Genomic DNA, 15,361 nt, shown 5'->3' with positions numbered 1-15,361 from the left:
TTCACCTCTCGGTCGCTCGGGCGCTGTTGACCGTGCTGTCGGGTCATGATTCCTTGTGTTCGGTTATGTGTGAAGGTGTGTGAGGAGACGTCGGATGAAGAAAACGGCGACCCGGCTCGCCGACGGCCGCGAACTGCTCTACTTCGACTCCCGCGACGACGCCGTGCGTGACACCGCCGACCGGCGCCCACTCCAACTCCCGGCTGCGGCAAGCGAGATCCGCCACGACCCGCTCGTCGGCGACGGCGTCGCCATCGCCGCCCAGCGCCAGGACCGCCCCCTCCACCCGGCCGCCGACTCCTGCCCGCTGTGCCCCTCGCGCGACGGCCGGCCCACCGAAATCCCCGACCGCGCCTACGAGGTGGCCGTCTTCGAGAACCGCTTCCCCGCCCTCTCCGGCGACAGCGGCCGCTGCGAGGTCGTCTGCTTCACCGACGACCACGACGCCTCCTTCGCCGACCTGGACGAGGACCGCGCCGCGCTCGTCCTCGCCGCCTGGACCGACCGCACCGCCGAACTCGCCCTGCTCCCCGCCGTCGAACAGGTCTACTGCTTCGAGAACCGCGGCCACGAGATCGGCGTCACCCTCGGCCACCCCCACGGCCAGATCTACGGCTACCCCTTCGTCACCCCGCGCACCGGGCGGATGCTCGACTCCGCCGCCGCCCACCGCGAGCGCACGGGCGGCCGGAACCTCTTCGACGACGTCGTGGCCGACGAGCTCGCCGACGGCCGCCGGATCGTCCTCGACAGCGAGCACTGGCTGGCCTTCGTGCCGTACGCCGCCCGCTGGCCCTACGAGATCCGGCTCCACCCCCGCCGCCGGGTGCCCGACCTGCCGTCCCTCGACGACGCGGCCCGCGCGGAGTTCCCCCGGGTCTACCTGGAGCTCCTGCGCCGCTTCGACCGGATCTTCGGCCCAGGACAGCCACCGACGCCCTATGTCTCCGGCTGGCACCAGGCGCCCTTCCGGCACCCCCACAGGAGTGAATTCGCGCTCCACCTCGAGCTCTTCACCAGCCGCCGGGCCCCCGGAAAGCTCAAGTTCGTCGCGGGTTCGGAGGCGGGCATGAACGTGTTCATCAACGACGTGCGGCCGGAGGCCGCGGCCGGCCGACTACGCGAGGTGGCGAGCGCATGAGCCCCGAAGGCGATGGAACGTACCTGGTCACGGGCGGTGCCGGCTATGTCGGCAGCGTCGTGGCCGCGCATCTGCTGGCCGCCGGCCACCGGGTGACCGTCCTCGACGACCTCTCCACCGGCCACCGCGACGCCGTGCCCGAAGGGGCTCGCTTCGTCGAGGGCCGGGTGCAGGAGGCGTCCCGCGAGCTGGTCGCCGGCCATGACGCCGTGCTCCACTTCGCCGCGTTCTCGCAGGTGGGGGAGTCGGTGACGCACCCCGACCGGTACTGGCGCAACAACGTCGGCGGCACGCTCGAACTGCTCACCGCCATGCGGGACGCGAACGTGCGCACCCTCGTCTTCTCCTCCACCGCCGCCACCTACGGCGAACCCGCCGCCGTCCCGGTCACCGAGGACGCCCCCACCGCCCCCACCAACCCCTACGGCGCCACCAAACTCGCCGTCGACCACATGATCGCCGGGGAGTGCGCGGCCCATGGCCTGGCCGCCGTCTCCCTGCGCTACTTCAACGTGGCGGGGGCGTACGGGCGGCACGGCGAGCGGCACGCGCCCGAGTCCCACCTGATCCCGCTCGTCCTCCAGGTCGCCCTGGGGGAGCGCGAGGCGATCTCCGTCCACGGCGAGGACTACCCGACCCCCGACGGCACGTGCGTCCGCGACTACATCCACGTCGCCGACCTCGCCGACGCCCACCTCCTGGCCCTCGGCGCCGCCAGCCCCGGCGAGCATCTGATCTGCAACCTCGGCAACGGGCGCGGCTTCTCCGTCCGCGAGGTCGTCGAGACCGTCCGCAAGGTCACCGGGCACCCCGTCCCGGAGACCACCGGCCCCCGCCGGCCGGGCGACCCCGCCGTGCTCGTCGCCTCCGCCGAACGGGCGCACCGGCTGCTCGGCTGGCGGCCGCGCCGCCCCGACCTGGTCTCGATCGTCGAGGACGCCTGGGACTTCGCGCGGCACGGCGCCGCTGCCCGGAAACGCCCATGACCGCCGCTGCGACTGCCTTCCGGGGTGTGTATGGCACCGGCTGCGAGGGCGTCTGGGCGGCGCCCGGCCGGGTCAACCTCATCGGCGAGTACACGGACGTCAACGACGGCTTCGTGATGCCGCTCGCCCTGCCCCTGCGCACCGGGGTGGCGGCCCGCGCCCGCGCCGACGGACGGCTGCGGCTCCACTCGGCGGACATACCGGGCGGCGTCGTGACCGTGGCACCGGACGAGCTGCGGCCGGGGGCGGTGCGGGGCTGGGCCGCGTACCCGGCGGGCGTCCTGTGGGCACTGCGCGAGGCGGGGCACGCCGTGGCGGGCGCGGACCTGCACGTGGAGAGCGACGTGCCGGTGGGGGCGGGGCTCTCGTCCTCCGCCGCCCTGGAGGTCGCCACCGCGCTCGCCCTCGACGGGCTGTACGGGCTCGGGCTCGCCCGCCCGGAACTGGCCCGGCTGGCGCGCCGGGCCGAGAACGCCTTCGCCGGCGTCCCCTGCGGGATCATGGACCAGACCGCCGCGGCGTGCTGCGAGGCCGGCCACGTGCTTTTTTTGGACACCCGGGATCTCACCCGGCGCCACCTCCCCTTCGACCTGGCGGCGCACGGCCTGCGCCTGTTGGTCGTCGACACGCGCGTCAAACACGACCTGGGGGAGGGCGAGTACGCACGGCGGCGCGCGGGGTGCGAGGCGGCGGCGCGCGCACTGGGGGTGCGCGCCCTGCGTGATGTCCCGTACGGGGAACTCGACGTGGCGGTACGGGAGTTGCGGGCCGTGCCCGGGGCGGGCGCGCTGGTGCGGCACGTCGTCTCCGAGAACGAGCGCGTACGGGCCGTGGCCGCGCTGCTCGACGCGGGCGACCCCCGCGCCACCGGCCCCCTCCTGACGGCCGGACACGCCTCCCTGCGGGATGACTTCGCCGTCTCCTGCCCCGAGTTGGACCTGGTGGTCGCCACGGCGACCGGCGCGGGCGCGCTGGGCGCACGGATGACGGGCGGCGGCTTCGGCGGCTCGGCCGTCGTCCTCACGGACGAGACGACGGCCGACACGGTCGAACGCGCCGTGACGGCCGCCTTCGCGGCCGCCGGATACGCCACGCCGCGCGTCTTCGCGGTGGAGGCGGGCGAGGGCGCGCGGCGGGTGGGATAAGCCCCGGTCCCGCCCTTTCACGGTTTCCTGGGGCTGTGCCCCAGCCCCCTTGTCCGCGCTGGGCGCGCGGTCCTCAATCGCGGCGCAGTCGCGTCCGGGGTCCGGGGCGGAGCCCCCTGCGCTCGACGGATGTGCCCCGCAACGCCCGCATGACGGACGAACGTTCGGTATTGGTCGCGCGGAGTCGTGCGAGGACCACATCACGTCGTTCCGAGTCGTTCACCGCCTCAATACTGAACATAAAGCTCACGATAAACACCCGGGTCAAGCAGTTTTGCCAATCGGCTTCCGTCGCCCGACCCCGGCCGTACGCTGATGCACAGTGCCGGTGGGGGCCGGCGCTGATCAGGGGGCGAGACAGGCAGGTACGACGCCCGGGGCGGGGTGGTTGTCAGGGCACGGCGGCGGCCGTGCGCGCGTGGCGGCCCCGGGTTCGGGCGCCGTACCCGCACTGCCTCCGCCTACCGGGACATGGGGGTGGTTGTGGCACGTATTCGGGTATTGGTGGTCGACGACCACCGCATCTTCGCCGAGTCGCTCGCCGCCGCCCTCGCGGCGGAGCAGGACGTGGACGTCTCGGCGGCCGGCAGCGGGCCGGCGGCGCTGCGCGCGCTGGAGCGCGCGGCGGGCGAAGGGCGGCGTTTCGACGTGCTGCTGATCGATGCCGACCTCGGCACGGTGGGCCCGGACGTCGCGCACGTACCCGCGCAGTCGCGGGGCCCGGGCCAGGACGGCTCGGGGCAGGGCGAGGGCGCGGTGGACGGCATCTCGCTGGTGGCGAGGGTCCGCTCGGGCCATCCGGGGGTGCGCACGGTCGTCCTGGCCGAGCGCGACGACCCGCGGCGCGCGGCCGCCGCGCTGCAGGCGGGAGCCGGCGGCTGGGTGGCCAAGGACTGCTCGCTCTCACGCCTGCTGTCGGTGATACGAGGCGTGCTGCGGGACGAGACGCACCTCCCGCCCGCCCTGCTGACGGGCGTGCTGCGCGAGCTGACGGCCGCGCGCAAGCACCGCACGGAGAGCGAACGGCTGGTGGAATCGCTGACCCCGCGCGAGCGCGAGGTGCTGCGCTGCATGGTGGCCGGGCTGGGCCGCAAGGCCGTCGCCGAGCGGCTCTACCTCTCCCCGCACACGGTCCGCACCCATATGCAGAACGTGCTCGGCAAGCTCGGGGTGCACTCCACCCTGGCCGCCGTCGCGCTGGCCCGCCGGGCCGGGGTGGGCCCGGTGGACCTAGCCGGGGACGTTGTCGAACGGGGCGGTCAACTGGCGTAGCAAACCCGCCAGTTCCGCGCGCTGGCCGGTCGACAGCTCGCCGAGGATCGCGCGCTCCTGGGCGAGCAGCCCGGCGAGCGCCTGATCCGCGCGGTCCCGCCCCTCGGCGGTGAGCCGGACGAGCACCCCGCGTCGGTCGCTGGGGTCCGGCTCCCGCTGGACCAGGCCCTTCTTCGCGAGCCGGTCGATGCGGTTGGTCATGGTGCCCGAGGTGACCAGGGTCTGCGTCAGCAGCTGCCCGGGGGAGAGCTGATACGGGTCCCCGGCGCGGCGCAGGGCGGTCAGGACGTCGAACTCCCAGGGCTCGAGCTCGTGCTCGGCGAAGGCGATCCTGCGCGCCCGGTCCAGGTGCCGGGCGAGTCTGGAGACGCGACTGAGCACTTCGAGTGGTTCCACGTCGAGATCGGGGCGCTCTCGACGCCACGCCGCGACCAGCCGATCGACCTCGTCCTCCATGGGATCAGTGTAGTAGGTCTGTCGACATGAAGTCTCTTGATGTCAAGATAGGTCCCATGGTGCGCCAAACCCCCGACTGGGACCCCGGCCAGTACCTCCGCCACGCCGGGCACCGGACCCGGCCCTTCCACGAACTGCTCGCCCGAGTACCGGAACCGCCGGGCCGGGGCGGCCGGCCCGCCCGCATCGCCGACCTCGGCTGCGGCGCCGGCAACGTCACGGCGCTGCTCGCCGACCGCTGGCCGGACGCCCACATCACCGGCTACGACAACTCCGCCCCCATGCTCGCCGAGGCCGCCGCCCACTCCGGCCCGACACCCGGCGGCGGCCGTATCGACTTCGCCCACGCCGACCTGACGGACTGGACGCCGCCGCACGGCCACTACGACCTGATCGTCTCCAACGCCGCGCTCCAGTGGGTGCCGGAACACGTACGGGCCTTCCCGGCCTGGCTGGCCGGCCTCGCGCCCGGCGGCACGTTCGCCTTCCAGGTCCCGGGGAACGGCGACGCCCCCAGCCACGCGCTGCTGCGCGAGCTGTGCGCGTCCCCGCGCTGGCGCGACCGCCTGGGCGCGGCGGGCCGCCGCACCCTCGACGTACGCCCGCCCGCCGCGTACCTGGAGGAGCTGACGGCGCTCGGCTGCGAGGTGGACGCGTGGGAGACGACGTACGTCCACGTCCTGACGGGCGAGGACCCCGTCCTCGACTGGGTCCGCGGCACGGGGCTTCGGCCGGTCCTGACCGGCCTCGCCGATGATCCGCCCGCCACGGAGGCGTTCCTCGCCGAGTACGGGGCGCTCCTGCGGGACGCCTACCCGGCGGGCCCGGCGGGAACGCCGTTCCCCTTCCGGCGGATTTTTGTGGTGGCACGGAAGGCCGCGCCGGCCTGAGCAGGGTTCGGCACCGCCGGGCTCCCCGGCGGTGGCTGATCACCGTCGCGGCGGGAGTGAGCCCCGGTCCCGCCCCCTCCCGTTTCCTGGGGGCAAGCCCCCAGACCCCCACCCGGGGGCCGGGGCGCCCCGGGGCGGGGCCACCCGGCCCGGGCGGGTCAGGACTTGCGGTGGCCTACCAGGCGGGGCTTGGGCTCCAGGCCGTCCAGGCCGTGCCAGGCCAGGTTCACGAGGTGCGCCGCCACCTCCGCCTTCCGCGGCTTGCGGACGTCCAGCCACCACTGGCCCGTGAGGGCGACCATGCCCACCAGCGCCTGCGCGTACAGCGGCGCCAGCTTCGGGTCGAAGCCGCGCGCCTTGAACTCCAGGCCCAGGATGTCCTCGACCTGCGTGGCGATATCGCTGATCAGCGACGCGAACGTACCCGTCGACTGCGCCACCGGCGAATCCCGCACCAGGATCCGGAAGCCGTCCGTGGACTTCTCGATGTAGTCCAGAAGGGCGAACGCCGCCTGCTCCAGCAGCTCCCTCGGGTGGCCCGCCGTCAGCGCGCCCGTGACCATGTCGAGGAGCCGCCGCATCTCACGGTCCACGACCACCGCGTACAGCCCCTCCTTGCCGCCGAAGTGCTCGTAGACCACCGGCTTGGAGACCCCGGCCTTCGCCGCGATCTCCTCCACCGACGTCCCCTCGAAGCCCCGCTCGGCGAAGAGCGTGCGACCGATGTCCAGCAGCTGCTCACGGCGCTCCGCACCGGTCATCCGCACACGGCGGGGCCGGCCGCGCCTGCTTCCGGAGGCAGCGGGCAGGTCCTTGTCACTGGTGTTGCTGTCGATCGCCACGCTGTCAATCATGCCGCGTGCGCGGCATCCTCCTTATCCCGTTTCTCCCCGGACGCCCGCCGGGACTCGATCCGGGCGGCGTTCGGCCAGCGCACGTCGTACGCCCAGCCCGCCCGCTCGAACCAGCGGATGATACGGGCGCTGGAGTCCAGCTGCCCCCTCAGCACACCGTGCCGCGCCGACGTCGGATCGGCGTGGTGGAGGTTGTGCCAGGACTCGCCGCACGACAGCACGGCCAGCCACCACACGTTCCCCGAACGGTCCCGCGACTTGAACGGACGCTTGCCGACCGCGTGGCAGATCGAATTGATCGACCACGTCACATGGTGCAGCAGCGCCACCCGCACCAGCGAACCCCAGAAGAACGCCGTCACCGCGCCGTACCACGACCAGGTCACCAGCCCGCCCACCAGCGGGGGCACCAGCAGCGAGACCATCGTCCACAGCACGAACTGCCGCGAGACCGCGCGAACGGCGGGGTCCTTGATCAGATCCGGCGCGTACTTCTGCTGCGGCGTCTGCTCCTGGTCGAACATCCAGCCCACGTGCGCCCACCACAGCCCCTTCAGCAGGGCCGGGACGGTCTCGCCGTAACGCCACGGCGAATGCGGGTCACCCTCCGCGTCGGAGAACTTGTGGTGCTTGCGGTGGTCCGCGACCCAGCGGACCACCGGGCCCTCGACCGCCAGCGAGCCCATGACCGCCAGCGCGATCCGCAGCGGCCGCTTGGCCTTGAAAGCGCCGTGGGTGAAGTACCGGTGGTAGCCGATCGTGATGCCGTGGCAGCCGATGTAGTACATGGCCACGAGCAGGCCCAGGTCCAGCCAGCTCACCCCCCAGCCCCAGGCCAGCGGAACGGCGGCGAGCAGGGCGACGAACGGAACGACGATGAACAGCAGCAGGGTGAACTGCTCGATCGACCGGCGTTGCTCCCCGCCCAGCGTGGCGGAGGGGAGCGAGGTCTCCTGGGCCTTCGGCGCGTCTTCGAGCACGTCGGGGCTTGCAGTCATGGGTTCCCTCATGGGGGTCGGATCTTGGTCACGGTTCCTACGGTTCCGTAACCTACGGCTTCGTAAGTATGGCAGGGCCGGGCGCGTGAGCAAGAGGGCCACGGGCAACCGCGCGTCGGGCGGCGACCTATGCTGTTGCCGTCGGACAGCGCGGTCCGCCACCCCTCCAGAAGTGCCGGAAACTCTGCAAGGAGCAGCACCTGTGAGCAGTGCCGACCAGACCAATGCCGCCCTGCGCGCCGACATCCGCCGTCTCGGTGATCTCCTCGGGGAGACCCTGGTCCGCCAGGAGGGTGAAGAGCTCCTCGACCTCGTCGAACGGGTACGGGCACTGACCCGGACGGACGGCGAGGCCGCCGCCGCGCTCCTGGCCCGCACCGACCCGGAGACCGCCGCCAAGCTCGTCCGCGCCTTCTCCACCTACTTCCACCTGGCCAACGTCACCGAGCAGGTCCACCGCGGCCGCGAACTGCGCGCCCGGCGCGACGCCAAGGGCTCGATCCTCGCCCGCACCGCCGACCAGCTCAAGGAAGCCGACCCCGAGCACCTCCGCCAGACCGTCGAGAACCTCGGCGTGCGCCCCGTCTTCACCGCCCACCCCACCGAAGCCGCCCGCCGCAGCGTCCTCAACAAGCTCCGCCGCATCGCCGAACTCCTCGACACCCCCGCCACCGGCACCGGCGACAAGCGCCGCACCGACCTCCGCCTCGCCGAGAACATCGACCTGCTCTGGCAGACCGACGAACTGCGCGTCGCCCGCCCCGAGCCCACCGACGAGGCCCGCAACGCCATCTACTACCTCGACGAACTCCACGCCGACGCCGTCGGCGACGTCCTCGAGGACCTCGCCGCCGAACTCGACCGCGTCGGCGTCGGCCTCCCCGCCGGCACCCGCCCCCTCACCTTCGGCACCTGGATCGGCGGCGACCGCGACGGCAACCCCAACGTCACCCCCCAGGTCACCTGGGACGTGCTGATACTGCAGCACGAGCACGGCATCACCGACGCCCTCGAACTCGTCGACGCCCTCCGCGGCGCCCTCTCCAACTCCATCCGCAACAGCGGCGCCACCGAGGAACTCCTCACCTCCCTCCAGCGCGACCTCGAAGCGCTCCCCGAGATCAGCCCCCGCTACAAGCGGCTGAACGCCGAGGAGCCCTACCGCCTGAAGGCCACCTGCGTCCGCCAGAAGCTCGTCAACACCCGAGAGCGACTCGCCAAGGGCACCCCCCACCAGGAAGGCCGCGACTACCTCGGCGCCGCCGACCTCCTCACCGACCTCCAGCTCATCCAGGACTCCCTCCGCGTCCACCGCGGCGGCCTCATCGCCGACGGCCGCCTGGAGCGAGCCATCCGCACCCTCGCGGCCTTCGGCCTCCACCTCGCCACCATGGACGTCCGCGAACACGCCGACGCCCACCACCACGCCCTCGGCCAGCTCTTCGACCGCCTCGGCGAGGAATCCTGGCGCTACGCCGACATGCCCCGCGACTACCGCCGCAAGCTCCTCGCCAAGGAACTCCGCTCACGCCGCCCCCTGGCCCCCAGCCCGGCACCGCTCGACGCGGCCGGCGCCAAGACCCTCGGCGTCTTCGGCACCATCCGCGAAGCCCTGGAGAAGTTCGGCCCCGAGGTCGTCGAGTCCTACATCATCTCCATGTGCCAGGGCGCCGACGACGTCTTCGCCGCCGCCGTCCTCGCCCGCGAAGCCGGCCTCGTCGACCTCCACGCCGGCTGGGCGAAGATCGGCATCGTCCCCCTCCTGGAGACCACCGACGAGCTCAAGGAAGCCGACCGCCTCCTCGACGAAATGCTCGCCGACCCCTCCTACCGACGCCTGGTCTCCCTCCGCGGCGACGTCCAGGAAGTCATGCTCGGCTACTCCGACTCCTCCAAGTTCGGCGGCATCACCACCAGCCAGTGGGAGATCCACCGCGCCCAGCGCCGCCTCCGCGACGTCGCCCACCGCTACGGCGTCCGCCTCCGCCTCTTCCACGGCCGCGGCGGCACCGTCGGCCGCGGCGGCGGCCCCACCCACGACGCGATCCTCGCCCAGCCCTGGGGCACCCTCGAAGGCGAGATCAAGGTCACCGAACAGGGCGAGGTCATCTCCGACAAGTACCTCATCCCGGCACTCGCCCGCGAGAACCTCGAGCTGACGGTCGCCGCCACCCTCCAGGCCTCCGCCCTCCACACCGCCCCCCGCCAGTCCGACGAGGCCCTCGCCCGCTGGGACGCGGCCATGGACACCGTCTCCGACGCCGCCCACGCCGCCTACCGGCGCCTCGTGGAGGACAAGGACCTGCCGGCGTACTTCTTCGCCTCCACACCGGTGGACCAGCTCGCCGAACTCCACCTCGGCTCACGGCCCTCCCGCCGCCCCGACTCCGGCGCCGGCCTCGACGGCCTCCGCGCCATCCCCTGGGTCTTCGGCTGGACCCAGTCCCGCCAGATCGTCCCCGGCTGGTTCGGCGTCGGCTCCGGCCTCAAGGCCGCCCGCGAAGCCGGCCTGGACACCGTCCTGGACGAAATGCACACCCACTGGCACTTCTTCCAGAACTTCCTGTCCAACGTCGAGATGACCCTCGCCAAGACCGACCTGCGCATCGCCCAGCACTACGTCGACACCCTCGTCCCCGACGACCTCAAGCACGTCTTCGCCACCATCCGGGCGGAGCACGAGCTGACGGTGCAGGAAGTCCTGCGCATCACGGGCGAGGACGAGCTGCTGGCGGCGAGCCCGGTGCTGCGCCAGACCTTCCACATCCGCGACGCCTACCTGGACCCGATCTCCTACCTCCAGGTGACGCTGCTGGACCGCCAGCGACGCGCCGCCGAAGAGGGCCGGGACGCGGACCCGCTGCTGTCACGAGCCCTGCTCCTGACCGTCAACGGCGTCGCGGCGGGCCTCCGCAACACCGGCTGATCCCACACGGAAACGCCGGACGGGCAGGGATCGCGACGATCCCTGCCCGTCCGGCGCACCCGGTCACGAGTTGTACGTGCTCTGCGCCCGCTCCAGACCGTCCACGATCAGCGTCTCCACCGCGTCCGCCGCACGGTCGACCTCGAAGGCCAGCTCCTTGCGCTCGGTGGACGAGAAGTCCTTCAGCACGAAATCCGCCACCTGCATCCGCCCCGGCGGCCGGCCGATCCCGAACCGCACCCGGCAGTAGTCCGGCCCCATCGCCTTGGTGATGGACTTCAGACCGTTGTGGCCGTTGTCCCCGCCACCGAGCTTCAGCCGCAGCTGCCCGAAATCGATGTCCAGCTCGTCGTGGACCGCCACGATCCGCTCCACCGGCACCTTGTAGAAGTCGCGCAGCGCGGTCGTCGGACCACCCGACAGATTCATGAACGACATCGGCTTGGCGATCACCACCCGGCGGCTCCCCGGCCCCGGCGGGCCGACCCGGCCCTCGACGACCTGCGCCCGCGCCTTGTGCGCCTTGAACTTGCCGCCCATCCGCTCCGCCAGCAGATCCGCGACCATGAACCCCACGTTGTGGCGGTTTCCCGCGTACTCCGGGCCGGGATTGCCGAGGCCCACGATCAGCCAGGGGCTGGAGTCGTCCGTCATGCGCATACCTCCTTCATACGCCAACCGCCGCCCAGCTCCGGCGAGGGAACGGGACGGCGGTCGGAAAGAAAACCCGCGAGGGGCGTGGTTCAGGCCTTGACGACCAGCAGGTCGACGTGCTCCAGGAAGCCCTTCAGCGGGTCGCGCTGAACCTGCTTCGGGACGACGACCTCGTTGCGGCCCTCGATGTCCAGGGAGAGGACGACGCCCGGGTTCTTCAGGGCCATCATCAGGTCGTGACCCGGCAGGGAAACGTGAACCGGCTCGGCACCGTGGCCGTAGACGACGGCGGGAACCTGGTCGGCGCGACGGATACGGCGGGCGGCGCCCTTGCCGAAGTCGGTGCGGACGGCGGCGGTGAGCTTGATCTCAGCCATGGTGCACTCCTCGAGTAACAGCTGTTGTGGACGGTCACCCGGCCCACGACAGGCCTGCTACGAAGAGCGCGTCGATAACGGACCGCCGCACACTGCGAACAGCAGTGCGGCCTCCCTCGCCGAGCAACTCCAGGAGTCTACCCGGCGGGGGAGGCCGCTCAGAAATCGATCACCGCGTCACCGACGCGACTGCATGATCGTTACAGCACTCGGCCCGACTCAGCCCAGCTCGTCGAAGAGGCTCGTGACCGAACCGTCCTCGAAGACCTCGCGCACGGCGCGGGCGATCGTCGGCGCGATCGACAGCACCGTGATCTTGTCGAGCTCCAGCTCGCCCGGGGTGGGCAGCGTGTCCGTGAACACGAACTCGCTCACCTTCGAGTTCTTCAGACGGTCCGCCGCCGGACCCGACAGCACACCGTGCGTCGCGGTCACGATCACGTCCGCGGCACCGTGCGCGAACAGCGCGTCGGCGGCGGCGCAGATCGTGCCACCCGTGTCGATCATGTCGTCGACGAGCACACACACGCGGCCCTTGACGTCACCGACGACCTCGTGAACGGTCACCTGGTTGGCGACGTCCTTGTCACGACGCTTGTGGACGATCGCCAGCGGCGCGCCCAGACGGTCGCACCAGCGGTCGGCGACACGCACACGGCCGGCGTCCGGGGAGACGACCGTCAGCTTGTCGCGGTCCACCTTGGCGCCCACGTAGTCCGCCAGGATCGGCAGCGCGAACAGGTGGTCCACCGGGCCGTCGAAGAAGCCCTGGATCTGGTCGGTGTGGAGGTCGACCGTCAGGAGGCGGTCGGCACCGGCCGTCTTCATCAGGTCCGCGATCAGACGGGCCGAGATCGGCTCACGACCGCGGTGCTTCTTGTCCTGACGGGCATAGCCGTAGAACGGCAGGATCACCGTGATGCTGCGGGCCGACGCGCGCTTCAGCGCGTCGATCATGATCAGCTGTTCCATGACCCACTTGTTGATGGGAGCCGTGTGGCTCTGCATCAGGAAGCAGTCGGCGCCACGCGCCGACTCCTGGAAGCGGACATAGATCTCGCCGTTGGCGAAGTCGAAGGCCTTGGTCGGGACCAGGCCGACGCCCAGCTGGTGCGCGACCTCCTCGGCAAGCTCGGGGTGGGCGCGGCCGGAGAAGAGCATCAGCTTCTTCTCGCCGGTCGTCTTGATCCCGGTCACAGCACAGTCTCCTTGGATGTCGCTTTGTGTGCGCTTATCACGGTACGCCCCGCGCGGCGTGCCGGTGTCACGGTCACTGCTCGTCGCCGGTGTCCGGCAGGCCCGCGGAAGCGGCCTGCGCGGCCGCGCTCCCGGGACGCTTGCGGGCCACCCAGCCCTCGATATTCCGCTGCTGGCCACGGGCGACGGCCAGCGAGCCCGGGGGCACATCCTTGGTGATGACCGAGCCGGCGGCGGTGTACGCGCCGTCCCCGATCGTGACCGGAGCCACAAACATGTTGTCCGATCCGGTCCGGCAGTGCGAGCCGATCGTGGTGTGGTGCTTGGCCACGCCGTCGTAGTTCACAAAGACGCTCGCGGCGCCGATGTTGGTGTACTCGCCGATCGTCGCGTCGCCCACGTACGACAGGTGCGGGACCTTCGTCCCCTCGCCGATCTCGGCGTTCTTCATCTCGACGTAGGCACCGGCCTTGGACTTCCGGCCCAGCCTCGTCCCCGGCCGCAGGTAGGCGTACGGGCCCACGAGCGCGCCCTCGCCGATGACGGCGGAGTCCGCCACGGTGTTGTCCACCCGGGCACCCTCGCCCACCGTCGTGTCCGTCAGCCGCGTGTTCGGGCCGACCTCGGCACCCGAGGCCACATGCGTGGCCCCCAGCAGCTGGGTGCCGGGCTGCACCAGCGAGTCCGGCTCGAACGTCACCGTCACGTCGACCCAGGTGGTCGCCGGGTCCACGACCGTCACACCGCTCATCATCGCGTCGTGCAGCAGCCGCTCGTTGAGCAGCTTGCGGGCCTCCGCGAGCTGGACGCGGTTGTTGATGCCCAGGATCTCCCGGTGATCACCCGCGACGGCCGCACCGACCCGGTGCCCGGCCTCGCGCAGGATCCCCAGGACGTCGGTCAGGTACTCCTCGCCCTGGCTGTTGTCCGTCCGGACCTTGCCGAGCGCGTCGGTCAGCAGCTGGGCGTCGAACGCGAACACCCCGGAGTTGATCTCACGGATGGCGCGCTGCGCGTCGGTGGCGTCCTTGTGCTCGACGATCGCGGTCACGGCACCGGTCGCCTCGTCCCGCACGATGCGGCCGTAGCCGGTCGAGTCCGGCACCTCGGCGGAGAGCACGGTCACGGCGTTGCCGTCGGCGGCGTGGGTGTCCGCCAGGCGCTTCAGGGTCTCACCGGTCAGCAGCGGGGTGTCGCCGCAGACGACGACCACGGTGCCGTCGAGGGCGATACCGCTGTTCGACAGCTCCTCCAGGCCCATGCGCACGGCGTGGCCGGTGCCGTTCTGCTCGTACTGCACGGCGGTACGGACCTCGGGGTCGATCTCGGCGAGGTGCGCGGAGACCTGCTCACGGGCGTGGCCGACGATGACGACGAGGTGCTCGGGGTCGAGCTCACGGGAGGCGGCGACGACGTGCCCGACGAGGGAGCGGCCGCAGATCGCGTGGAGGACCTTGGGGGTCGCGGACTTCATGCGGGTGCCCTCACCCGCTGCGAGGACGACGACGGCTGCCGGGCGGTTGGCGCTCACGGGTGTGCCCTTCGGCTTCGAGGGGGGTGGACATCCGCAGGATACCGGGGCGTAAGAAGGTCGAAACGCGCGCGGGTCCTGACCTGGGAGGTCAGGACCCGGGGATTCGAACTTTAAGCTCCGCCGCCAGGACTTGAACCCGGACCGAAGAGCACCAAAAGCTCCCGTGCTGCCAATTACACTACGGCGGAAAGCAGGCCAAAACGGACGATTCCTAGATCGCCGCCTCGACCCCCACTACTATGCCGTACCACCAGCCTTCGATGCGACGGTACAGATCGGCGCTCTTCAGGACGTCGATGACGAGGCAGCCGTGGTAGTCCTCACCCACGTTCTTTCGGACCGTCTTCGGGTTGTGTTTCTTCAGGGTCGTCTTCTTGAGCGTCGCGGTGTCGACGCCGACCAGATCCGCCCAGAACTTCTCGGACCGTGTGATGTCGGCGTTCTCGTGGATCATCACGCGGTACTGAATCCGCTCCGGCTCCACGCCGAGCAGTGCCAGCCACGCCAGATACACCCGGATCATCCCGGGGTCGCTGTTGATGAAGGTGGCGCGCTCGCTGAGCCGGTGGGGCTTGCTCTTGGCGCCCTCGGACCAGTAGAGCCCGACTCCGACCAGGAACAGCTCGCGGTCCGTCATCCGGCCGATCTCGTACGCGGCCTCCAGCTTCGTCGCGATCCGCTTGATCGCCTGAGCCCGTCTGTGCGGGACCCAGCGCGCCTCCCGCATCTCGTGCATCTGCTGGTGTGTCTTCGGCGGCTTCGGAAGATCCCGCACCCACAGCGACACCGAGCTCTTCGCCACACCCAGCTCGGCGACGATCTCGTCGTACGTCTTCCCGGCCAGCCGTAGCTCGCGGGCGCGGGCCTGCATGTCCGTCTTCGGTGGAACCATGACGCCAGCCTCCGCGCCCGGCCCCACCGGACGCATCGA

Annotated in this window: 13 protein-coding genes, 1 tRNA gene and 1 pseudogene; 6 read left to right on the top strand and 9 right to left on the bottom strand. The window is 71.4% G+C overall.

Annotation, left to right across the window (positions count from 1 at the left end; genetic code table 11):
* The first annotated feature begins 94 nt into the window (after window positions 1-94).
* The 4 genes from galT (at window position 95) to EKH77_RS12800 (ending at window position 4,544) form a co-directional block, all read left to right on the top strand.
* Entirely contained in the window at window positions 95-1,141 is a 1,047-nt protein-coding gene (galT, locus tag EKH77_RS12820) for a galactose-1-phosphate uridylyltransferase (protein ID WP_126914523.1), read from the top strand.
* A complete protein-coding gene (galE, locus tag EKH77_RS12815; protein WP_126914522.1) occupies window positions 1,138-2,127 on the top strand; it encodes a UDP-glucose 4-epimerase GalE in 990 nt (329 codons plus the stop codon). Before galT ends, galE begins: the two co-directional genes overlap by 4 nt.
* Window positions 2,124-3,272: a galactokinase gene (gene galK / locus EKH77_RS12810; protein ID WP_126914521.1), complete on the top strand. Its 1,149-nt coding sequence runs from the start codon at window positions 2,124-2,126 to the stop codon at window positions 3,270-3,272. Before galE ends, galK begins: the two co-directional genes overlap by 4 nt.
* 483 nt (window positions 3,273-3,755) lie before the next feature.
* Complete coding sequence (locus tag EKH77_RS12800) at window positions 3,756-4,544, top strand: helix-turn-helix transcriptional regulator (protein ID WP_240667336.1); 789 nt, start codon at window positions 3,756-3,758, stop codon at window positions 4,542-4,544.
* On the opposite strand, the gene EKH77_RS12795 is transcribed toward EKH77_RS12800, so the two are convergent.
* Window positions 4,503-5,000 (bottom strand): MarR family winged helix-turn-helix transcriptional regulator, encoded by a 498-nt coding sequence (locus EKH77_RS12795; protein WP_126914519.1) that lies wholly within the window; start codon window positions 4,998-5,000, stop codon window positions 4,503-4,505. The two genes, EKH77_RS12800 and EKH77_RS12795, sit on opposite strands and share 42 nt — an antisense overlap.
* A 56-nt stretch (window positions 5,001-5,056) precedes the next feature.
* On the opposite strand from EKH77_RS12795, the gene EKH77_RS12790 reads away from it, so the two are divergent.
* On the top strand, window positions 5,057-5,890 hold the full coding sequence (locus EKH77_RS12790; protein WP_430980990.1) for a trans-aconitate 2-methyltransferase: 834 nt from the start codon (window positions 5,057-5,059) through the stop codon (window positions 5,888-5,890).
* A 158-nt stretch (window positions 5,891-6,048) separates the two neighbouring features.
* Here the strand turns inward: EKH77_RS12790 and EKH77_RS12785 are convergent, their stop codons facing one another.
* Both EKH77_RS12785 and EKH77_RS12780 read right to left on the bottom strand, forming a co-directional pair.
* A complete protein-coding gene (locus EKH77_RS12785; RefSeq protein WP_126914518.1) occupies window positions 6,049-6,744 on the bottom strand; it encodes a TetR/AcrR family transcriptional regulator in 696 nt (231 codons plus the stop codon).
* Entirely contained in the window at window positions 6,741-7,742 is a 1,002-nt protein-coding gene (locus EKH77_RS12780) for an acyl-CoA desaturase (protein ID WP_206279850.1), read from the bottom strand. The genes EKH77_RS12785 and EKH77_RS12780 overlap by 4 nt, the downstream gene beginning before the upstream one ends.
* Before the next feature lie 202 nt (window positions 7,743-7,944).
* On the opposite strand from EKH77_RS12780, the gene ppc reads away from it, so the two are divergent.
* Window positions 7,945-10,668 (top strand): phosphoenolpyruvate carboxylase, encoded by a 2,724-nt coding sequence (gene ppc / locus EKH77_RS12775; protein WP_126914517.1) that lies wholly within the window; start codon window positions 7,945-7,947, stop codon window positions 10,666-10,668.
* Between the two features lie 63 nt (window positions 10,669-10,731).
* Here the strand turns inward: ppc and pth are convergent, their stop codons facing one another.
* The 6 genes and pseudogenes from pth to EKH77_RS12745 form a co-directional block, all read right to left on the bottom strand.
* Window positions 10,732-11,322, bottom strand: a complete 591-nt coding sequence (pth, locus tag EKH77_RS12770; RefSeq protein ID WP_126914516.1) for an aminoacyl-tRNA hydrolase — start codon at window positions 11,320-11,322, stop codon at window positions 10,732-10,734.
* Between the two features lie 95 nt (window positions 11,323-11,417).
* Window positions 11,418-11,699, bottom strand: a pseudogene (locus EKH77_RS12765) (50S ribosomal protein L25); the annotation flags it as partial.
* Window positions 11,700-11,918: 219 nt separating this feature from the next.
* Window positions 11,919-12,896, bottom strand: coding sequence for a ribose-phosphate diphosphokinase (locus tag EKH77_RS12760; RefSeq protein ID WP_126914515.1), 978 nt, complete (start codon window positions 12,894-12,896; stop codon window positions 11,919-11,921).
* 73 nt (window positions 12,897-12,969) lie between these two features.
* On the bottom strand, window positions 12,970-14,427 hold the full coding sequence (gene glmU / locus EKH77_RS12755; RefSeq protein WP_126914514.1) for a bifunctional UDP-N-acetylglucosamine diphosphorylase/glucosamine-1-phosphate N-acetyltransferase GlmU: 1,458 nt from the start codon (window positions 14,425-14,427) through the stop codon (window positions 12,970-12,972).
* Between the two features lie 118 nt (window positions 14,428-14,545).
* Window positions 14,546-14,618, bottom strand: a tRNA-Gln gene (locus tag EKH77_RS12750).
* Window positions 14,619-14,641: 23 nt separating this feature from the next.
* On the bottom strand, window positions 14,642-15,322 hold the full coding sequence (locus EKH77_RS12745) for a hypothetical protein (protein WP_126914513.1): 681 nt from the start codon (window positions 15,320-15,322) through the stop codon (window positions 14,642-14,644).
* Between the last annotated feature and the right edge of the window lie 39 nt (window positions 15,323-15,361).

The organism is Streptomyces luteoverticillatus (genome assembly GCF_003970715.1).
Lineage (GTDB): Bacteria > Actinomycetota > Actinomycetes > Streptomycetales > Streptomycetaceae > Streptomyces > Streptomyces abikoensis.
This window is presented reverse-complemented; position numbering and strand designations above follow the sequence as displayed.

Excerpts from the sequence above, each read along its gene's own strand:
- galE (WP_126914522.1), top strand. The coding sequence starts at position 1,138 with ATGAGCCCCGAAGGCGATGGAACGTACCTGGTCACGGGCGGTGCCGGC.
- galK (WP_126914521.1), top strand. The coding sequence starts at position 2,124 with ATGACCGCCGCTGCGACTGCCTTCCGGGGTGTGTATGGCACCGGCTGC.
- EKH77_RS12785 (WP_126914518.1), bottom strand. The coding sequence starts at position 6,744 with ATGATTGACAGCGTGGCGATCGACAGCAACACCAGTGACAAGGACCTG.
- EKH77_RS12745 (WP_126914513.1), bottom strand. The coding sequence starts at position 15,322 with ATGGTTCCACCGAAGACGGACATGCAGGCCCGCGCCCGCGAGCTACGG.
- EKH77_RS12790 (WP_430980990.1), top strand. The coding sequence starts at position 5,057 with ATGGTGCGCCAAACCCCCGACTGGGACCCCGGCCAGTACCTCCGCCAC.
- EKH77_RS12795 (WP_126914519.1), bottom strand. The coding sequence starts at position 5,000 with ATGGAGGACGAGGTCGATCGGCTGGTCGCGGCGTGGCGTCGAGAGCGC.
- EKH77_RS12780 (WP_206279850.1), bottom strand. The coding sequence starts at position 7,742 with ATGACTGCAAGCCCCGACGTGCTCGAAGACGCGCCGAAGGCCCAGGAG.
- galT (WP_126914523.1), top strand. The coding sequence starts at position 95 with ATGAAGAAAACGGCGACCCGGCTCGCCGACGGCCGCGAACTGCTCTAC.
- pth (WP_126914516.1), bottom strand. The coding sequence starts at position 11,322 with ATGACGGACGACTCCAGCCCCTGGCTGATCGTGGGCCTCGGCAATCCC.